The organism is Paraburkholderia sp. MPAMCS5 (assembly GCF_036016995.1).
Taxonomy (GTDB): domain Bacteria; phylum Pseudomonadota; class Gammaproteobacteria; order Burkholderiales; family Burkholderiaceae; genus Paraburkholderia.
This window is the reverse complement of record NZ_JAYXBK010000001.1, coordinates 400,105-417,391: the sequence shown is the minus strand read 5'-3', so window position 1 is coordinate 417,391 and position 17,287 is coordinate 400,105. Positions and strand designations below refer to the sequence as shown.

The 17,287-nt window shown below is 62.0% G+C and carries 18 protein-coding genes and 1 pseudogene; 6 read left to right on the top strand and 13 right to left on the bottom strand.

All coding sequences use genetic code 11. The annotated features are described in order from the left end of the window. The 4 genes from VOM14_RS01935 to VOM14_RS01920 form a co-directional block, all read right to left on the bottom strand. Nucleotides 1-1,572 (bottom strand): DHA2 family efflux MFS transporter permease subunit, encoded by a 1,572-nt coding sequence (locus VOM14_RS01935; protein WP_327626969.1) that lies wholly within the window; start codon nt 1,570-1,572, stop codon nt 1-3. Nucleotides 1,573-1,578: 6 nt separating this feature from the next. Continuing rightward, on the bottom strand, nt 1,579-2,688 hold the full coding sequence (locus tag VOM14_RS01930) for an HlyD family secretion protein (RefSeq protein WP_327626968.1): 1,110 nt from the start codon (nt 2,686-2,688) through the stop codon (nt 1,579-1,581). A 106-nt stretch (nt 2,689-2,794) separates the two neighbouring features. Continuing rightward, nucleotides 2,795-3,214 (bottom strand): MarR family winged helix-turn-helix transcriptional regulator, encoded by a 420-nt coding sequence (locus VOM14_RS01925; RefSeq protein WP_327626967.1) that lies wholly within the window; start codon nt 3,212-3,214, stop codon nt 2,795-2,797. Nucleotides 3,215-3,294: 80 nt separating this feature from the next. Continuing rightward, entirely contained in the window at nt 3,295-3,717 is a 423-nt protein-coding gene (locus tag VOM14_RS01920) for a MarR family winged helix-turn-helix transcriptional regulator (protein WP_327626966.1), read from the bottom strand. 117 nt (nt 3,718-3,834) lie between these two features. Here VOM14_RS01920 and VOM14_RS01915 point away from each other — a divergent pair, with 117 nt between their 5' ends. Further along, on the top strand, nt 3,835-4,908 hold the full coding sequence (locus tag VOM14_RS01915) for a zinc-binding metallopeptidase family protein (protein WP_327626965.1): 1,074 nt from the start codon (nt 3,835-3,837) through the stop codon (nt 4,906-4,908). 282 nt (nt 4,909-5,190) lie between these two features. Here VOM14_RS01915 and VOM14_RS01910 read toward each other — a convergent pair whose 3' ends face one another. Next, nucleotides 5,191-5,622 carry a phasin family protein gene (locus VOM14_RS01910; RefSeq protein WP_327626964.1) on the bottom strand — a complete coding sequence of 144 codons (432 nt, stop codon included), beginning with the start codon at nt 5,620-5,622 and terminating at the stop codon, nt 5,191-5,193. Nucleotides 5,623-5,976: 354 nt separating this feature from the next. On the opposite strand from VOM14_RS01910, the gene VOM14_RS01905 reads away from it, so the two are divergent. After that, nucleotides 5,977-6,450 carry a hypothetical protein gene (locus tag VOM14_RS01905; RefSeq protein ID WP_327626963.1) on the top strand — a complete coding sequence of 158 codons (474 nt, stop codon included), beginning with the start codon at nt 5,977-5,979 and terminating at the stop codon, nt 6,448-6,450. A 617-nt stretch (nt 6,451-7,067) separates the two neighbouring features. Beyond that, nucleotides 7,068-7,835 carry a DUF4410 domain-containing protein gene (locus tag VOM14_RS01900; RefSeq protein WP_327626962.1) on the top strand — a complete coding sequence of 256 codons (768 nt, stop codon included), beginning with the start codon at nt 7,068-7,070 and terminating at the stop codon, nt 7,833-7,835. Between the two features lie 70 nt (nt 7,836-7,905). Here the strand turns inward: VOM14_RS01900 and VOM14_RS01895 are convergent, their stop codons facing one another. Both VOM14_RS01895 and VOM14_RS01890 read right to left on the bottom strand, forming a co-directional pair. Beyond that, nucleotides 7,906-8,343, bottom strand: coding sequence for a response regulator (locus tag VOM14_RS01895; RefSeq protein ID WP_327627406.1), 438 nt, complete (start codon nt 8,341-8,343; stop codon nt 7,906-7,908). 238 nt (nt 8,344-8,581) lie between these two features. Continuing rightward, a pseudogene (locus tag VOM14_RS01890) lies at nt 8,582-9,340 on the bottom strand (cytochrome c biogenesis CcdA family protein); the annotation flags it as partial. A gap of 293 nt (nt 9,341-9,633) precedes the next feature. Between VOM14_RS01890 and VOM14_RS01885 the strand changes: the two are divergent. Further along, nucleotides 9,634-10,185 carry a thioredoxin family protein gene (locus tag VOM14_RS01885; protein ID WP_327626961.1) on the top strand — a complete coding sequence of 184 codons (552 nt, stop codon included), beginning with the start codon at nt 9,634-9,636 and terminating at the stop codon, nt 10,183-10,185. A 190-nt stretch (nt 10,186-10,375) separates the two neighbouring features. Further along, on the top strand, nt 10,376-12,079 hold the full coding sequence (locus VOM14_RS01880) for a hypothetical protein (RefSeq protein ID WP_327626960.1): 1,704 nt from the start codon (nt 10,376-10,378) through the stop codon (nt 12,077-12,079). Nucleotides 12,080-12,211: 132 nt separating this feature from the next. On the opposite strand, the gene VOM14_RS01875 is transcribed toward VOM14_RS01880, so the two are convergent. The 5 genes from VOM14_RS01875 to VOM14_RS01855 all read right to left on the bottom strand — a co-directional run bounded on the left by VOM14_RS01875 (nt 12,212) and on the right by VOM14_RS01855 (nt 15,979). Next, the gene (locus VOM14_RS01875) at nt 12,212-13,555 is read right to left on the bottom strand and encodes an ATP-binding protein (RefSeq protein ID WP_327626959.1); all 1,344 of its coding nucleotides are present in this window, start codon (nt 13,553-13,555) and stop codon (nt 12,212-12,214) included. Then, nucleotides 13,552-14,292: a response regulator gene (locus tag VOM14_RS01870; RefSeq protein ID WP_327626958.1), complete on the bottom strand. Its 741-nt coding sequence runs from the start codon at nt 14,290-14,292 to the stop codon at nt 13,552-13,554. The genes VOM14_RS01875 and VOM14_RS01870 overlap by 4 nt, the downstream gene beginning before the upstream one ends. Nucleotides 14,293-14,299: 7 nt before the next feature. After that, nucleotides 14,300-14,422 (bottom strand): hypothetical protein, encoded by a 123-nt coding sequence (locus VOM14_RS01865; RefSeq protein ID WP_327626957.1) that lies wholly within the window; start codon nt 14,420-14,422, stop codon nt 14,300-14,302. Then, on the bottom strand, nt 14,419-14,790 hold the full coding sequence (locus VOM14_RS01860; protein ID WP_327626956.1) for a GFA family protein: 372 nt from the start codon (nt 14,788-14,790) through the stop codon (nt 14,419-14,421). The genes VOM14_RS01865 and VOM14_RS01860 overlap by 4 nt, the downstream gene beginning before the upstream one ends. A gap of 157 nt (nt 14,791-14,947) precedes the next feature. Further along, entirely contained in the window at nt 14,948-15,979 is a 1,032-nt protein-coding gene (locus VOM14_RS01855; protein ID WP_327626955.1) for an alpha/beta hydrolase, read from the bottom strand. A 439-nt stretch (nt 15,980-16,418) separates the two neighbouring features. On the opposite strand from VOM14_RS01855, the gene VOM14_RS01850 reads away from it, so the two are divergent. Continuing rightward, nucleotides 16,419-16,835 carry an organic hydroperoxide resistance protein gene (locus VOM14_RS01850; RefSeq protein ID WP_327626954.1) on the top strand — a complete coding sequence of 139 codons (417 nt, stop codon included), beginning with the start codon at nt 16,419-16,421 and terminating at the stop codon, nt 16,833-16,835. A 72-nt stretch (nt 16,836-16,907) separates the two neighbouring features. On the opposite strand, the gene VOM14_RS01845 is transcribed toward VOM14_RS01850, so the two are convergent. Next, nucleotides 16,908-17,243, bottom strand: a complete 336-nt coding sequence (locus VOM14_RS01845) for a DUF190 domain-containing protein (protein ID WP_327626953.1) — start codon at nt 17,241-17,243, stop codon at nt 16,908-16,910. Nucleotides 17,244-17,287: the final 44 nt, after the last annotated feature.

Genomic DNA, 17,287 nt, shown 5'->3' with positions numbered 1-17,287 from the left:
TCAATGAGCATCGGGCGGCGGCGCGGTATTGCCGAAGGGGCGCGAGAAAAAGACACTCAACAAGCCCACGACAAAACAGAGCGACACGGCGAGAAAAGTGTCGGAGAACGTGAGCACCAACGCTTCGCGCATCAGCGCCGTATGCAATGCGCCGAGTCCCGCGTTGGCCGCATTCAGCGCGTTTCCGCCGATAGCCGCGAAGTGCGCGGCCTGCTGCTGCAAGATCGATTCGACGACAGGACGTCCCGCTGCCAGATGTTCGTCGAGCCGCTCATAGTGCAGATTCAGCCGATCGTTCAGCATCGTGCTGCTGACCGCAATGCCGATTGCGCCGCCGAGGTTGCGCATCAGATTGAACAGGCCGCTCGCGGAACGAAGGCGCGACGGCGGCAGCGAGCCGAGCGCCATCGTAACGATAGGGGGAATGCAGAACTGTTGGCCGATGCCGCGCAGCGCTTGCGGGATCAGCAACTCGTGCCAGCCCCAATCGTGTGTGAGCGGCACATACAGATAACAGCCCGCGCCGAACAGCACGAGGCCGAACACCATCAGCAGGCGCATATCGACAACGCGCGCGAGCGTGGAATACGCAGCCAGCGCAAGCAACTGAAAACAGCCGACCGACAGCAACGCGAGACCGATCTGCAACGAATCGAAGCCGCGTACGCGAGAGAGAAACACCGGCGTCAGAAACACCGTGCAGAAGATTCCAATGCCGGTGATGAACGACAGCAAGCTGCCGATACCGAAGTTGCGAATCGCCAGCGCTCGCAGATCGACAATCGGTTCCTTCGCCGTGAACGCATGCACGATGAAGAGAAAGCCGCAGATTGCCGAGATCCACGTGCACAGAATGATTGCGTCGTCGCCGAACCAGTTCTTGCGCGGCCCTTCTTCAAGCACGTATTCGAGGCAGCCGAGAAAGCCGGACATCAGGAGCATGCCGACGTAGTCGCCCTTTTTCAGCAGCGACAGATCGGCTTTATCGATGTGCACGTATTTCGGCACCATCAGCGCGACGGCGAGGCCGGGCGCGAGGTTCAGATAGAACAGCCAATGCCACGACCATTGCGACGTGATCCAGCCGCCGATAACCGGCCCCACGGTCGGCGCCAGCGAAGCGAGCGCGCCGATCGTTGTGGACGCAATCAGGCGCTGCTTGCCGGGAAACAGCACAAAGGCCGTGGTGAACACCGTGGGAATCATGGCGGCGCCGAGCGCGCCTTGCAAGCCGCGAAACAGAATCATCGAATTGATGTCCCATGCCAGGCCGCACAACATGCTCGTGACGGTGAAGCCGAGTGCGGAAAAGGCGAACAGCCAGCGCGTGGAAAACACGCGTGTGAGCCAGCCGGACATCGGAATCACAAGTATTTCGGCGATCAGATACGAGGTCTGCACCCACGAGAGTTCGTCCTGACTCGCGGACAATCCACCGCCGATGTCTTTGAGCGACGACGCCACGATCTGGATATCGAGCGTCGCCATGAAAAAGCCGAGACACATCAGCGCGAACGCGAATGCCTTCGTGCGCGTCGGCTGATCGGCGGGATTAGCGGGAACGTGAGTCATGATGGTTCATCCGCGAGCCGACACGCTTTGCGCATCGGCGTGATCGACGTGCACCTTGACCGTCGCGGAGAGACCAGGGCGCAGCACGCCTTGCATGTCCTTCGGCACATTCAGGCGCACGCGCACGGGCACGCGCTGAACGATCTTCGTGAAGTTGCCGGTGGCGTTTTCCGCGGGAAGCACGCTAAAGGTGGCGCCGGTTGCGGGCGCGAGGCTTTCGACCACACCGTGAATGTGCTTGCTGGAAGCGTCCAGATCGACATCGACGGTGTCACCCACACGCATCTTCTTCAACTGGTCTTCCTTGAAGTTCGCGTCGATCCACAAACCGCTTGCGGGCACAACCGTCAGCAGCGAGACGCCGGTATTCGCCAACAGCCCGACGCGCGCGGAGCGATTGCCGATATAGCCGTCGATCGGCGAACGAACGGTGGTGTACTCCACGTTCAGAGCCGCGACGCGCTGCGCCGCTTGCGCGGCCGCGATGCGCGCCTCTGAGTCGCCGATCTGCGCGTCGAGCACGGCAATCTGGCGCTGCGCCGCGATCAATCCGGCGCTGCTTCGCTCCACCGCCGCGTGCGCTTTCGTGAGATCGGCATCGGCGCGCTCCACGACCTGATTCGATACGGCATCGTTCTTCACGAGTTCGCGATAGCGCGCCTGATCCGCCGCGCTGCGCGTGAGTTCGGCGCCCGACGCGCGAACTTCTGCGGCCTGCTCGTTGATGGTCGCGAGTTGCAGCGACTTCTTCGCCTGCAATTCGGTCATGGCGGCCTGTGCGCTTCGGACCTCGGCGGCGGCTTGCGCAAGACGTGCGTCGAAATCGCGCGCGTCCAGCCGCACCAGCACCTGGTTCGCGCGGACAAACTGATTGTCCCGCACCAGCACCTCGGCCACGAAGCCGTTCACCTTCGGCGCCATCACGGTGACATCGCCGCCCACGTAAGCGTCGTCCGTCGTTTCGACAAAGCGTCCCACGAAGAACCAGTACGACGCTGCTAGCGCCAGCACAGCGAACACGGTCATGATCGCAAGGAGCATCCACGGAATACGGGTTGCCGGTTTCGCGGCCTGCGCCGCGCCAACGGGCGCGATAGTCGAAGGTGTAGTGGACATGGTGGGCGTATGTGCGTATGCACTCGATGAGTTAAAAAAATTGGCGCCTTTCATTGCGCCCGCTTCTGCTGGTTGTATGCGTGATGACAGTTGCCTTCGGCAAGCATCATAGGTGGTTTGTCATGGCAAACAACTCGCCGCGCAACGCGTGTGCGCGTTGCGCGCCGAAGCTCTGTTCGAACTCGGCTTGTGCGGCGTACCAGTATTTGCGCCCTGCTTCGAGCCGCGTTTGTCCTTCGACTGTCAGCGTAAGCGACAGCGCTCGCGCGTCCGCGAGCGGCGCTTCGCTCAAGACAAGTCCGTTGCGACGCAGCGGCTGGATCGTGCGGACGAGCGTGGTGCGCTGCATGCGCATAGAGTCCGCCAGTTGCTTCATCGTCATCGGGCCGGTGCGCCTGAGTCTGCACAGCACCGAGAACTGCGTGATCGTGAGGCCGACGCTCGCCAGGTGCCGGTCGTAGATCTGCGAGACGTAACGCGTGGCCTGGCGGATCGCAAAACAATCGTCGCTGAATGGTTCGTCCATTGCTGGGTTTTCTTTTCAAAGTGCGTATGCACATGTCAGGGCACAATAAGTGTCCGCTAAAACGGGCACATGCGCCGGCGTTAGCCGGTGATACTGAACAATTCTGCGCGCAGCGCCTTCGCGCGCCCATGCCCAAACTTCTTTTCGAACTCTTCCTGGGCCGCGCGCCATGCAATCGCCGCCTGATCGAACGTCTCTTCGCCTTTTTCCGTCAGGCTGAAAAGATAGGTGCGGTTGTCATGCTCCGCCGATTCCGTGGTCACCAAACCGTCACGCTGCAACGGTTTCATTGCGCGGACGAGCGTGGTGCGGTCCATCACCATGGCGTCGGCCAGATCCAGGATCGGCACGTTCGGCGTGCGAGCGAGCTTGGCCAGAATGGTGAACTGCGCCGCCGTTACGCCGACCGTGCCGAGATGACGCTCGTAAAGCTGCGTGATGTGCCGCGCCGCCTGGCGCAGCGCAAAGCAGTTGCATTCGTCGTAGGAGAGAGGTCCGTTCATGCTCCGCAGTCTATATGTGCATACGCACAGACGCAAGTATTTTTTATGCTTCGATGCGGCATGAACATTGCAATGATGTTCTATCCCCGCCTTGTATTGACCGCCTCGGCTTCGTTCATGAAAACGTTTCACTGCAATCGCTGCTCGCAGTTGGTGTTCTTCGAGAATGTGCTTTGCGAGCGCTGCGAGGCACTACTCGGCTATATTCCGGCACTGCGCCAGATCAGCGCCTTCGAGAATGCCGGCCAGGACCGCTGGCGCAGTCTGCATCCGCAAGCGAATGGCGCGCTGTATCGGCAGTGCCACAACTACGCCGTCGAAAACGTCTGCAACTGGATGATTCCCGCCGACTCACCCGACACGCTGTGCCCATCATGCCAGTTGACACGCACGATACCGAACCTGAGCGCGCCCGAAAACCGGCTGTACTGGTACCGCCTCGAAGTGGCGAAACGGCGGTTGCTGTACACGCTGGACGAATTCGGCCTGCACGTCGAATCGCGCCACGAAGATCCCGAGCAGGGTCTTGCGTTTGAGTTTCTCGAAGACACGGGCGACGGTTCTCGCATCATGACCGGTCACCACAACGGGCTCATCACGCTCAACATCGCCGAGGCCGACGACGCACATCGCGAGAGAGTGCGCACCGCGATGGGCGAGCCGTGCCGCACATTACTCGGTCACTTCCGCCACGAAACAGGCCATTACTACTTCGGTCGGCTGGTGGAGAACAGTCCACGCTGGCTCGAACCGTTCCGCCAACTTTTCGGCGACGAGCGCGCCGACTACCGCGAAGCGCTCGACGCTCACTATCGCAACGGCGCGCCCGCCGACTGGCAGGCGTCGTATATCAGCGCCTATGCAACGATGCACCCGTGGGAAGATTGGGCCGAGACATGGGCGCACTATTTGTTGATCGTCGACGTGCTGGACACGTCGGCCTCGCACGGCGTCACGCTATCGCGAGACGACGCGCGAGACGAGCCGACGCTGACCGGCCGCACATCGCAGGACGAGACGAGCTTCGATAACCTGATGAAGCGCTGGTTTCCGCTCACGTATGCGCTGAACAACCTGAACCGCAGCCTCGGCATGCCGGACGGTTATCCCTTCACGCTGGCCGCGCCCGTGGTGGACAAACTGCACTTCGTTCATCGCGTGATTGCGGCGGCTTCCTGCGAGCCCGCGTGAACTTCAATACGCGACGTACGGGCCCGCGCGTGAATGCATCTACGGAGCGGCGGCGCGAAACCTTAGGGGCGGCGGCCATTTTCGCCGCGCACGCGTTAAAGCAGAGGGCCAGGCAAAACGAGCGGACACGTCGGGAAAGAAGGACGAAGTGACGCGCATCGAAGAAGACAATGTAAGCGCGCGCTGCAATTCTCAAATACGCCACACGTAAAAAATGCCGCGAAGGGTTCAGTCAACCTTCGCGGCATGCGCATGCAAAATCAGCCGTGCTCTTGCGCCGATCTACTTCTTCGACTGCTGTTGCTGCAAGAGCGAGCGCAATTCCTGCACGTTTTCCTCTACGCGTTTCGCGATCACCGCGTACGACTCCGCTTGCGTCTGATACGCCGCCTGCGCGAGCTGCTGCATATCGGCAAGCGATTTGTGCAAGCTTTGCTGGATCAACTCGGCCGTTTTCGCGGAAGGCGCTGCGCCGCTCGCCGATAGCTGGCCCGTTAGCGATTGCAATTCGCTCAGCGTCGTGCGCAACATCTCGGCCTGCTTTTGCGCGAGCGATTGCATGCCCTGGAACGCTGTCTGATTCGCCTGAACCAGCGCTTCGACGTCCTTGCGCCGCGCTTCCATGATCGCGGGCACGTCGAAGCCGGGCAGCTTGAACTGCTCGAGCATTTTGGTGAAATCGCCAAACGGATTGGCGGTGTCAGGTCGGTCCATGCGAAATCCTCCTTAACGGTTGAACAATCGCCACCGCGCCGCGCCGCAAAATTCACACGACGCTATGCCGGCGGTTTCCGGTGCGCCCCGCCACATCGCGCCCACGCAGCAGCGTGTGGACGCTTGGGGTCGGACGGCACATTGGGTCAATCATGCGCCATCCGACGCTATTGCGCCAGCGCACGCGCCATTCCCGCATGCCGGGAGAAACGCGCCGCGCACCGACGCCGACTCCGCGCGCAAGACTTCGTAAGTCAAGGCAAGGACTCAGTAACCCGGCAACCGGGCATCTCGTCTATCGTTGGATGAGCCGGCGCAGTGTCGCGCCGGCGCTCTGTCGATGGGAGCGACATCATGAGCAAAAAGATACTGGGCGCGGCACTGGCCGCCGTGCTGACCATGGCCGGAATGGCCGCATTCGCAGACGACGCATTGCCGCCGCCCCCGCCGTCTCGCGCGCAAGGCGATGGCCCGCGCGGCGACGGGCCGCCGGGCATGCATGGGCCGCATGGCATCAATGGTCCGATCGGTCCCGGCTTCGCGGTGATCAACGACCTCGAACAGTTGCGCCGCCTTTATGCGCTGAGCGGACATCCGGGCGAGATCGTCGTGGTGTATCACGAGGTGTTGAACAAAACGCAAGACCCGCTGCTGCGTCACTACGTGTACGACTCGCTTGCCCGCGAGCAGTTGAAGCCCGCCAATCCCGAGCAGGCCATCGCCACATTGCGCACGAGCCTCTCGGAAGATCTCGCCGCCGCCAGCAAGCCGCCGCACATGCCGCCGCACATGCCGTCCGATAGCAGCGCGCCTTCGCAGCCGCAGTAACCGCAGTAACCGCAGTAACCGCAGTAACCACTCACCCGCGTGGCGATACGGCTTTGCAAACACGCCGCTTGCCACGCCTTTCGAAAGCCTGAACGACACCGTGCCTCGCGCGGAGCCGCGACGCGCAGCGTTACTTTTCGCACATTGCGATCCACTGACGGCTTTCTGGTCTAACGTCTGTTGATTACGATAGTGGCTGTGAAAACGCGAGTGCGAGTACAGCATGCGCTATCCAGTCGATCTGGCCGTTGCCGCCGCTTTGCTCGTGTTCGTGCTTGGCTGCATCGTCACGCTTGCTTTGCACTGAACCGATTCGCGCGACACGTCACGCGTCAGCACGCGGACTCATCGACTTCCTCCCTTCCTTACGCGCCCTTTCTGGCCGCGTAAAACGCCCGTTCGGCGCGTGACATTGCGCGAAATAAATGTTCGATGGAGTCGGCGAAGCGCCTCCCCCATACTTCGTTTCGCTGCCGGTGCGTACGAAACAGAACGCATGAGATCAAGAGTGCTTTACGTGCGATGCCTGTCGCCGATGATCACGATCCCCCGGTTGCCGATCATCGGAAGAACAGGTTCGAACACTACGGCACCGCGTGCCGAGAACAGGACAAAACATGTTCACCTCCATCAAGCTCGTCAGGAAGAACACCGCTCGCTTCGCCTGCATCGCGATGATCAGCGTCAGCGCGTTGCTGACCGGTTGCGCAGGCAGCAGCGTCACCAACACGAGCGCCGCCGTCGCGCAGCCGACTGTGCGCCCCGACAACATCTACGTGTACACGTTCGACACGCATGCCGACCAGGTGAAGCTCGACGGCGGCATGCTGCAGAAACTGAAGACGCAAATGGACGGTTCATCGTCCGCGCAAAAACAATCCGACGATGCCGCCAGGGTGCGCGAGCAGGTCGCGAACGAAATCGTGCATCGATTGCAGTCGATGGGTTTGCGCGCGATTCGCTCGGACATTCCCGCCCCCGCCGATCAGAACGTGCTGATGGTGCAAGGCAGCTTCGACACGATCGACGCGGGCAATCGCCGCCGCCGCATGCTGATCGGTCTGGGCGCGGGCAAGAGCGAGGTGAGCAGTTCGGTGCAGATCTTCTACAAGCCCGCAGGCGGCGCCCCGCGGCTCGTGCAAAGCTTCACTGCGAGCGGCGACAGCGGCAAGGCGCCCGGCATCGTGGAGACGGCCGGCGTGGGCGCGGCGGCGGGCAGCATCGCGACGTCGGCGGCCGTGGGCGGCGGCTTGCACGCGGTATCGGAAACGAAGCGTGCCGGCGTGTCCGCCGACGCGTCGCGCCTCGCGGACGCCGTCGCGAAACAGATCGCCCAGATCGGCGTGAGCGGCGGCTGGCTCTCGTCCGAACACGTGAAGGGTTGAGCGGCGCGGCGCGGCGCGGGCAACTCACGCTCGAACAAAAAGGGCGGTCCGGATAAACCGGCCGCCCTTTCTAGTTTCTTTCGCGCCAGAGATTGCGCATCAACGCGAGCAGCACCGTGGGCGCCGTGCCCTTTTGACAATAGCCGTCGAAATTGTGCCGGGCACGGCCGGTTTCCCTGACGTGGTCTTCATCAAGCGACGTGAATGCGACGATGCCGAGACTGGGCGTCGGCAGATAACTGCGCAGCGCGCTCGCGGTTTCGTAGCCGTCGTGCTCGGGCATCATGATGTCGAGCACGACGACGTCGGGCACCCAATCTTTTACACAGCGCAGTGCATCGTTACAACCGGTCGCCGAGCGCGCCTCCACACCTTCATACGAAAGGTAGGTAGCGAGGGCCTCCGCCGCGCCCGCGTTGTCATCGACCACGAGGACGCGCGGAACCTCGTGCAATACCCGCACCTCGCGGGCGCTCCACCTTTGGCAGGTGCTCATTGTTCTGGGCATGTGTGGCAACTTGCGAAGGAAAACCACCGCAGCGCAGCAAGGTTCGTTCCACACCCGTTTCAATCGACGCATGCCGGGTGGCGCTGCTGGGTCGTGTGCTCCTTTCACGCGCTAGCGCGCCGCCGTGGAGAAGCACATCACGAGGCCGCCAGGCAGGAAGAGCAAGCGGGAGCGATTACCTGAATCACTCGGTATTTTCCCTGGATTGCCCACCGACCGGCGCTCAGCGCCGCGCCGACAGTGCGACCGTGTTTTGCCGCGCCGAATCCGTGCGAGGCGACCAGCGCTGCACGAGCTTGTCTTCGATACCGGTGGTATTCAGCGACGGCACGAGCGCCAGCACGCGCGTATCGAGACCCAAAGCGATCGCCCCAGCGGACAGAATCACTGCCGCGCCGAGCACCTGGCGCACGCGCTCGCTCACACCATACGAGCGCTTGAACAGGGCGAGCACGCGTGCGCCGATTGCGAGCACAATGGCCAAGGAAGTAGCCGCGCCGCCCGCAAACGCGAGCAACGGCCAGACACCCGCGGCGCCCGGCCGATGCAGGATCACGCCCGTCATCACGAGTCCGAGGATCGGTCCCGCGCACGGCGCCCACAACAATCCGGTCGCGATGCCGAGCAACACCGACGACATCGCGCGAGGCTCACCGCCGTCGCGGCGCACCACGCGATCGAGACGATCGCCCACGCTGACGAGCGGATGGGTGAGCCGCTCGGCCATCGACGCAAACAGCAGCGCCGTGCCGAATACACTGAAGAAAGCGAGCGCGATCCAGCGGCCGTATTGATTGACGTGCGCGACCCACGCGCCGCCGGCCACGGCGAGACTCGCCACGGTGGCGAACGTCAGCGCCATGCCGGCGAGAAGCGGCAAGCCGTGTCGAACGAACGACTGATCGACGCGTGCAAATACGAGCGGCACAACGGGAAGAATGCACGGGCTCAAAATGGTGAGCATGCCCCCGGCAAAGGCGAGAAGTGTGAGCAGCATGGAGACCTCCTTTCGTTCAATGATTGCCTTGCATTGAACGCTCCGCGCGTATCCGGCTTGTGTCGGCGAACGCGGCATTCTGCATACGCATGTATCGAAGGCTCCGTGGATACATGGCGACATAAAACGCCTGGCGGATCGCGCGCGCGGACGAGTTTGTATCTCAACGTATCGGAGCAGCGCGCGGACACACAACGTTGCGTAGCGGCGCAGTGAACGACACACGCCGGATACGTCCACGGCTTCCAATGAGGTCACGCTAACCGCGGTACCTCTTCTCTGGAGAATCCATCATGTCCGCACGACTCAGAACGCTTGCTTCCATCACCGCTTTCATCGCACTCGCGTTGCTCGCGAGCCTGGTCGCGACGCGCGGCAACACTGTCGGCGCACAGGAGCGCGCGGCGCCCGCTGCGCCGCAAATAACCGGCATCGACAAGTGGATCAACAGCCCGCCGCTCACGCTGGCGCAATTGCGCGGCAAGGTCGTGCTGGTCGATTTCTGGACCTACTCGTGCATCAACTGCGTCAACACGCTGCCTTACGTGAAGGGCTGGTACAAACAATATGGCAATCAGGGGCTCGAAGTCATCGGCGTGCACACGCCCGAGTATCCGTTCGAACGCGATGCCGCGCACGTCAGCGCGGCGGTGAAGCAATTCGATATCCGCTACCCGGTTGCGCTCGACAATCAGTACGCCACCTGGAATGCGTTCAACAACCAGTATTGGCCCGCGCTGTATCTTTTCGACAAGACGGGAAAAATCGTCTACAGCCATTTCGGCGAGGGCGATTATGCAAAGACCGAAGCGAAGATCCGCGAACTGCTCGCGCAACCCGGTTGATGCACTGCAGCGCAAAAGCCCCTGCGCCTCAGCGTTTTTGTACGAAAACCTAGCCGATATCAGACGATAGCGAGCGCATTCCGACGACAGTCTCACGAAGCTACGCTATTGTCTGCGGGAAAAGCGAACGGCAAAACATAGTCCTTCCAATGTTGACGCGGGCCTTGCGCGCGCACCGGGCAACAGGGATATGACCGCTACTTTTACACCTCGACTCCCCGCCGGCTCCATCGCCGGTCACGCGGTTCTCGCACTGCCCATCGTGTTGTGGATGGTGGCTGTGGCCGTGATCAATCCGCTCGGCAACTTTCCTCTGAACGACGACTGGTCGTTCGCGCTCGCGGTGCGTCATCTGCTCGCAACTGGAGAGTTCAGGCCGCTCGGCTGGACTTCGATGACGCTCGTCGGCCATGTGTTCTGGGGCGCGTTGTTCTGTCTGCCGTCGGGCTTCTCGTTCAATGCATTGCGAATCGCGACGCTCGTCGCGGGCGCGCTCGGACTCATCGCGTTCTGCGCGTTACTGCAAGCGCTGGGTTGCGATCGACGCAAAACGGCCTTCGCCATGGTGTTATTCGGCTTCAATCCGATCTACCTCAATCTCGCGAATACGTTCATGACCGACGTGGGCTTCGCGACCCTTTCGCTGTTCTCCACGCTGTTCTTCTGGCGCTATCTGGTCGCGCGGCAACCAGGCCGACTGTTGTGGGCGATGGTCTTCGCCATCGCCGCCTTGTCGGTGCGACAGCTTGCGCTCTTTCTGCCGATAGCGATGCTCGCGGCCTTCATTGTCGAGAGAAAAAAAGATTGGCGCGCAATCGCGCTCGCGCTTGCCACCCTGCTCGTGAGCATGGCATTACTGTATGCATTCGATGCATGGCTGAACGCGCGTCACGCAACACCGGCTCTGTATGGAAAGCCTTCCGAAGTACTTTTCAGGCAACTCGCTTCGCCGATCACGTTTGTTATCGGCGTGCTGCAAAACGTGCGCCGCGCGCTCGCGTATCTTGGCTGGTTCCTGTTTCCGGTGCTGATGTGGCGTCTGCCCGCAATCGTCCGCGAATATGCAAGCGTGACGCTCGGCAAGAGCTTGTTGATGGTCGCCGCGATCATTGCACTCGCGTGGTTTGTCGCGATGGTCGCCTTTCATCACTTCATGCCGGTGGCCACGAACATCGTGCAAGCCAGCGGCCTCGGTCCCGTTCTCATGCACGATGCGGACAACGGAAACCTTGCGGCGCTTCCGGCTGCATTCTGGATCTCGATCACGTTTCTCGCGGCGGTCGGCGGCATTCTGCTTCTGCTCGACGTGGGCCTGACGATCCGCACGATTGTCGCGAACTTCCGCGCCCGCCAGATCGACGCCGCGACGAGCCTGCGTGTCTTCGTGCTGATCGGCGTGTGCGCGTATCTCGGGCCCATCATGGCGATCAGCTACTACGACCGCTATCTGATGCCGCCGACTTTCCTGCTGATTGCCTTGATCATGCTCGAAGGGCGCGCCGAAGCAACCTCGGCGCCCCAACGGCGGTGGTCCGCGCAATCGATCAATTTCATCTCGACCCTCACGCTGCTCTACATGTGCGCGTTTTCCGTGGCCGGCACGCACGACTATATGAACTGGAATCGCGCGCGCTGGCAGCTTCTTCAACAACTCGCCGCCGAGGGCGTGGCACCGGAGCGTATCGACGGCGGCTTCGAGTTCAACGGTCTGCATATGTACGACCCGGCGTATGTCGTCTCCGCGTCGAAGAGCTTCTGGTGGGTGCATGACGACGAATACATCGTGCAGTTCAAGCCGCGCGACGGTTATCGCATCGTCGCGAGCGCCGACGCCGAAGGCTGGCTGCCGCCCTTCCGAAGGGAACTGCTGGTATTGAAACGCGATGGCTCGTGACGGCTGCGACGAGGCGCGCGCAGTCCATTAACCAGGCCGCCGGTCAAGGCACGGCGGCTCGCGTGGCAAACGGGGCAAACGGGGCAAACGGAGTGAACGGAGCGAACGGAACAAACGGGGCGCTCATGGTCTTTACTGCGCCGCTACAGGCTCGGCCTTCACCACGTTGCGCAACGTAAGCCTCGCTTCCAGGCCGCCGCCTGCGCGGTTATGAAGCGCGAGCGTGGCGTCCATGGCGAGCGCGAGCTGACGCGCAATGGCGAGGCCGAGACCGGTTCCGCCGGTCTGACGGTTACGCGATGCTTCGAGCCGGTAGAACGGCTGAAACACATCTTCGAGCGAATCGGCGGGAATGCCGGGACCGCGGTCGAGCACGGAGATCGTGGCCTGCCCGTCGGGCAGCACGGCGATCTGAAGTTCGGCCGCGCCGCCGAACTTCAGCGCGTTATCCACCAGATTGCCGACAATGCGCCGCAACGCCTGCGGCCGCGTCATGAGCGGCATGCCGAAGCGGCCCTGCAGCGACACGGCCTGATCGGCATCCACGTAATCGCAGACGAGGCTGTCGAACAGCGCGTCGGGATCGATGCGGCACGGCAACTCCGTCGCGCCGTGCAGCGTGCGCGCATACGTGACGCCCTCTTTCACGAGCGCTTCCATCTCCTGCAAATCCTGCCGCAGTTTCGCGCCTTCCGACTCGGCGTCCATCATGTCGACTCGCAAGCGCATGCGCGTGATCGGCGTTTGCAGATCGTGCGAAATGGCCGCGAGAATCTGCATGCGCTCGGTGATGTACATCGCAATGCGTTCCTGCATCGCGTTGAACGCGCGCGCGGCGCGCGCGACTTCCGAAGGTCCGCTCTCGCGAAGACGCGCCGCCTTGAGATCGGGGCCGAGCGCGTCGGCGGCGACGGCCAGCTCATGCAAGGGCCGCGTGGCCGTGCGCACCGCCAGCCAGCAACAGCCGAGCAGCACGGCGAGCTGCACGAACAACACGAGCGGCAACCAGCGCGACAGCGGCGCGCCGGACATAGGACGCATGTCGATGGTGAGCGGCGTGCCGTCCGTCAGCTTCAGGTGAACCTGCAAGCGCTCACTGTCGCCGGGCACGGCATTCACCGTCAGCGGGTAGTGGGTGCCGATGCCTTCGGAAATGGAGCGCGCGACGCGTGCTGACAGATCCGCGTCCACGGGACCGCCGCTCACGCCGGGCCCGAGGATGAATTCGTAGCTGCGCCGCGCGAGGCGCGGCAACCATTGAGCGCGTTCGCCCGCGGGCAGATGATCGAGCAGCGCGACCGAACTGGCCACCTCGCGCTCGATGTAGCCCATCATCACGTTGGTCATGGTCTGGTCGCGTTCGGTCATGGTGAGCCAGAACGACAACGCCTGCGCCGACGCGAGCCCCACGAACAGGATCACCGTCAATCTCGCGAACAGCGTGCGCGGCCAGTGCAGCGAAAGAAGCAATTTCATGGCTGATCCCCGACCACATGAACAGCCGCCGAGAACACATAGCCTTCGCTGCGCAGCGTCTTGATGTAACGCGGTTCGCGCGCGACGTCGCGCAAACGCTGGCGCAAGCGGCTCACCATCAGGTCGATGGAGCGGTCGAATTGATCCGCCTGACGGCCTTGCGTCAGATTGAGCAGTTGATCGCGCGTCAGCACCCGCTGCGGATGATCGAGAAACACACGCAGCAGTCGATACTCGGCGCCGCTCAACGCGACCATCGTTCCTTCCGGGTCGAGCAGATGGCGCGCCGTGGTGTCGAGCCGCCAATCGCCGAAGCCCAGCATTTGCGCGGTTTCCGTCACCTGCATGCCGGGCGGCAGCATGCGCGCGCGGCGCAGCACCGCGCGAATGCGCGCGAGCAATTCGCGCACGGCGAAGGGCTTCGGCAGATAGTCGTCGGCGCCCATTTCCAGACCGAGGATGCGGTCCGCTTCCTCGTTGCGCGCGGTCAGCATCAGAACGGGCACCGCGCGGAATTTGCCGGCGCGCAGCTCGCGGCACAGCACGAGACCGTCTTCGCCGGGCATCATCAGATCGAGCACGATCAGGTCGGGCGCGCCCTGTTCGAGCGCGGCGCGCATCTGCCGTCCGTTCGCCGCGAGCGAAACGCGCATGCCGCTTTTTTCCAGGTAGCCGGCGATCAGTTCGCGGATGCCGCGATCGTCGTCGACGATCAGTACGTGGTCGATCGTGTCCATCGATGGATCATCTCTTGTGTCGTTTCATCTGCACGCGGCGGGTATTCAGCATTGAACACTGCACCGGATGCGCCAGTTCCGCAGCCGCGCCGCCCGCGATGAACGCGATGATCGCCAGTAGCCGCCTCATGCGCCCTCCACGATGGAAAGACTCGCGCCGTCGGAAAGTCCGGCTTCCAGCGTATACGGATCGATCCCTTCCAGGCAACCGATATTGACGCGCCACAGTTTTGGATCTTTACGCATTTGATGAAACGGATAAATACCGCAATGCTTGCAGAAGAAATGCTTCGCCACGCGCGTGTTGAACTGATAGAGCGTCAACGCGTCCTCGCCTTGAGTGATGGTCAATTCACCGGCCTCGAACGGCGGCGACATCAAAGCGCCCCTGCGCCGGCACAAGCTGCAATTGCAGCGCGCGGCGGGCACAACGGCGGTACGCACTTCGAACTGGACGGCCCCGCAGTGGCAAGAGCCTTTTAGCAAATCGGCTTTCATCTGAATCCTCCGTGATGGCAATGCCTGCTTTATAACGTGCGGCGGCTTTCGTTTTATGTCGCAATGTATCTGCGCCTGCACCTGACACAAAACATTGCACCGGCGCGTTGGCCGCGCGTTAGAGATGCGCGTTAAAGATGCGCGTTAAAGATGCGCGTTAAAGACGCGCCACATCGACGATCGCGTCCGCGAATGCTTTCGGCGCTTCCTGCGGCAGGTTGTGGCCAACGCCGCCGCTCACATTGCGATGCGCATACTTGCCCGTGAACTTCTTCGCGTACGCGGCCGGATCGGGATGCGGCGCGCCGTTTGCATCGCCTTCCATGGTGATGGTCGGGACCGAAATGACCGGCGCCATCGCGAGGCGTTGTTCGAGTTCGTCGTATTGCGGTTCGCCCTGCGCGAGTCCGAGACGCCAGCGGTAGTTGTGTATCACGACCGCCACGTGGTCCGGGTTGTTGAACGATTGCGCGGAACGCTCGAAGGTTGCGTCGTCGAAATTCCATTTCGGCGATGCCGTGCGCCAGATCAGTTTGTTGAAGTCGTGGCGATTCGCTTCGTAACCGGCTGCGCCGCGCTCGGTGGCGAAATAAAACTGATACCACCAGGCGAGTTCCGCGTTGGGCGGCAAGGGCGCGCGGTTCGCTGCCTGACTGCCTATCAGATAGCCGCTCACGGATACCAGCGCCGCGCATCGCTCGGGCCACAACGCCGCGATGATGTTCGCCGTGCGCGCGCCCCAATCGAAAGCGCCGAAGATAGCCTTGTCGATCTTCAATGCATCCATGAACGCGACGATGTCGACGGCGACAACCGCTTGTTGTCCGTTGCGTGGAGTCTCGGCGGAAAGAAAACGCGTGGAGCCGTAGCCGCGCAGGTACGGCACGATCACGCGATAGCCGGCGGCAACGAGCAGCGGCGTGACTTCGGCGAAGCTGTCAATGTCGTACGGCCAGCCGTGCAGCAGAATCACGACCGGGCCATGGCGCGGTCCTTCTTCTGCATAGCCGACATTGAGCGCGCCGGCGTCGATCTGCCGGATATTTGCAAACGAAGGGGTACGTATAGCCGTTTTCGTGTTGCTCGACTGCGCGTTGGCCATTCCGCTCAGTCCCAACTGCATCAGGCCGATGCCCGCAACGGTGGTTCCCAGCAGACGACGACGGCGCGTATCGATTCTCTCCGACATGCTTATTCTCCTTTGCGTGCAGAAGCTCTGTCCGCGCAACACGCAGTTTGCGCTCCGGTAAGTTCGCCGTGTACTGGCGTGAAGCCATTAGAACCGGTGGACGTATCAGGCTTATGTCGCGCAATGGCGCGAGTGCAACGAAACGTACCGCCGCGCGGCGCGGATACATTGCGACACAAAGCAGCGGCACATCAATGAAACAGCGCCGCGCGATGAGTTATTCCCGCCTTGCTGCGCATTTGTATCGCACTGTATAGGCGGCTCGAATAGATACACAGCATTGCAATCGGCTTCTTTCCAGACACAAGCGAGATACGCGGCGCGGTTCTAATGCATCAACGACGGATTCCGGGCAATACATTCCGGATAGCTCGATAAACGTGGCTAACCGTCTGCTGGATCACGACACTCTCACTCATTTCATCACTGGATACCGATCATGAGCCAATCAGACAAAGTGCTGTACACAGGCAAGACTCACACCACCGGCGGACGCGATGGCGCGTCGCGCAGCGCCGATGGCCGCCTCGACGTCAAGCTCGGTTCTCCGGGCGCTTCGGCTACCGGCACGAATCCGGAACAGATGCTGGCTGCCGGATGGTCCGCGTGCTTCATCGGCGAGATGGGTCTTGCCGCGAAGAAGCTGCACATCGCGTTGCCTTCAGAGACAGCCGTCGATGCGGAAATCGATCTCGCCATGAACGACAGCGGCTACTTTCTGCAGGCGCGGCTGAATGTGAGCTTGCCGGGCATCGAGCGCGACACGGCGCGGACGTTGACTGATATGGCGCATCAAACGTGTCCTTATTCGAAGGCCACGCGCGGCAATATCGATGTGCTTATCACGGTTGTTTAAGCTCGCCGCAATCACGTAGCTCAACGACGCCGGTACGCCTTCGCGGAATCCGGCGTCGTCGTGTTCGCGCGTTCAGGTTTTGAGGTTGCCACTGTCATCGCCGATCACGCCGAATTCCACGGCTGTCTTCACATAGAACAGATGCACGCCCTCGGCGCGCAGCCGCTCGAACAATGTGCGCGCTTCTTCGTTCGTCACGGCCATCATGACCGACAACGGCTGATCCGCGAGTTCGAAAAAATGCGCGGAATGCATCCGGTGGCGATGTCCGATTCCCTCGCTTGCCGGTATCACGGTCGCGCCGCGCAGACCCAGTTCGCTGGCAAGATGCACGAGCCAGTCGGCCAGCGGCTTGCCGTGATGACGGCGGTCGTGCTGGGTGAAAAAGGTGATCTGGTAGCCGTTCATGTCGAGGCCTCCTCGGTGTGATGCGATGCAATGCGACGCCATGC

Coding starts and splice junctions, on each gene's coding strand:
- VOM14_RS01935 (WP_327626969.1), bottom strand. CDS start 1,572: ATGACTCACGTTCCCGCTAATCCCGCCGATCAGCCGACGCGCACGAAG.
- VOM14_RS01930 (WP_327626968.1), bottom strand. CDS start 2,688: ATGTCCACTACACCTTCGACTATCGCGCCCGTTGGCGCGGCGCAGGCC.
- VOM14_RS01925 (WP_327626967.1), bottom strand. CDS start 3,214: ATGGACGAACCATTCAGCGACGATTGTTTTGCGATCCGCCAGGCCACG.
- VOM14_RS01920 (WP_327626966.1), bottom strand. CDS start 3,717: ATGAACGGACCTCTCTCCTACGACGAATGCAACTGCTTTGCGCTGCGC.
- VOM14_RS01915 (WP_327626965.1), top strand. CDS start 3,835: ATGAAAACGTTTCACTGCAATCGCTGCTCGCAGTTGGTGTTCTTCGAG.
- VOM14_RS01910 (WP_327626964.1), bottom strand. CDS start 5,622: ATGGACCGACCTGACACCGCCAATCCGTTTGGCGATTTCACCAAAATG.
- VOM14_RS01905 (WP_327626963.1), top strand. CDS start 5,977: ATGAGCAAAAAGATACTGGGCGCGGCACTGGCCGCCGTGCTGACCATG.
- VOM14_RS01900 (WP_327626962.1), top strand. CDS start 7,068: ATGTTCACCTCCATCAAGCTCGTCAGGAAGAACACCGCTCGCTTCGCC.
- VOM14_RS01895 (WP_327627406.1), bottom strand. CDS start 8,343: ATGCCCAGAACAATGAGCACCTGCCAAAGGTGGAGCGCCCGCGAGGTG.
- VOM14_RS01885 (WP_327626961.1), top strand. CDS start 9,634: ATGTCCGCACGACTCAGAACGCTTGCTTCCATCACCGCTTTCATCGCA.
- VOM14_RS01880 (WP_327626960.1), top strand. CDS start 10,376: ATGACCGCTACTTTTACACCTCGACTCCCCGCCGGCTCCATCGCCGGT.
- VOM14_RS01875 (WP_327626959.1), bottom strand. CDS start 13,555: ATGAAATTGCTTCTTTCGCTGCACTGGCCGCGCACGCTGTTCGCGAGA.
- VOM14_RS01870 (WP_327626958.1), bottom strand. CDS start 14,292: ATGGACACGATCGACCACGTACTGATCGTCGACGACGATCGCGGCATC.
- VOM14_RS01865 (WP_327626957.1), bottom strand. CDS start 14,422: ATGAGGCGGCTACTGGCGATCATCGCGTTCATCGCGGGCGGCGCGGCT.
- VOM14_RS01860 (WP_327626956.1), bottom strand. CDS start 14,790: ATGAAAGCCGATTTGCTAAAAGGCTCTTGCCACTGCGGGGCCGTCCAG.
- VOM14_RS01855 (WP_327626955.1), bottom strand. CDS start 15,979: ATGTCGGAGAGAATCGATACGCGCCGTCGTCGTCTGCTGGGAACCACC.
- VOM14_RS01850 (WP_327626954.1), top strand. CDS start 16,419: ATGAGCCAATCAGACAAAGTGCTGTACACAGGCAAGACTCACACCACC.
- VOM14_RS01845 (WP_327626953.1), bottom strand. CDS start 17,243: ATGAACGGCTACCAGATCACCTTTTTCACCCAGCACGACCGCCGTCAT.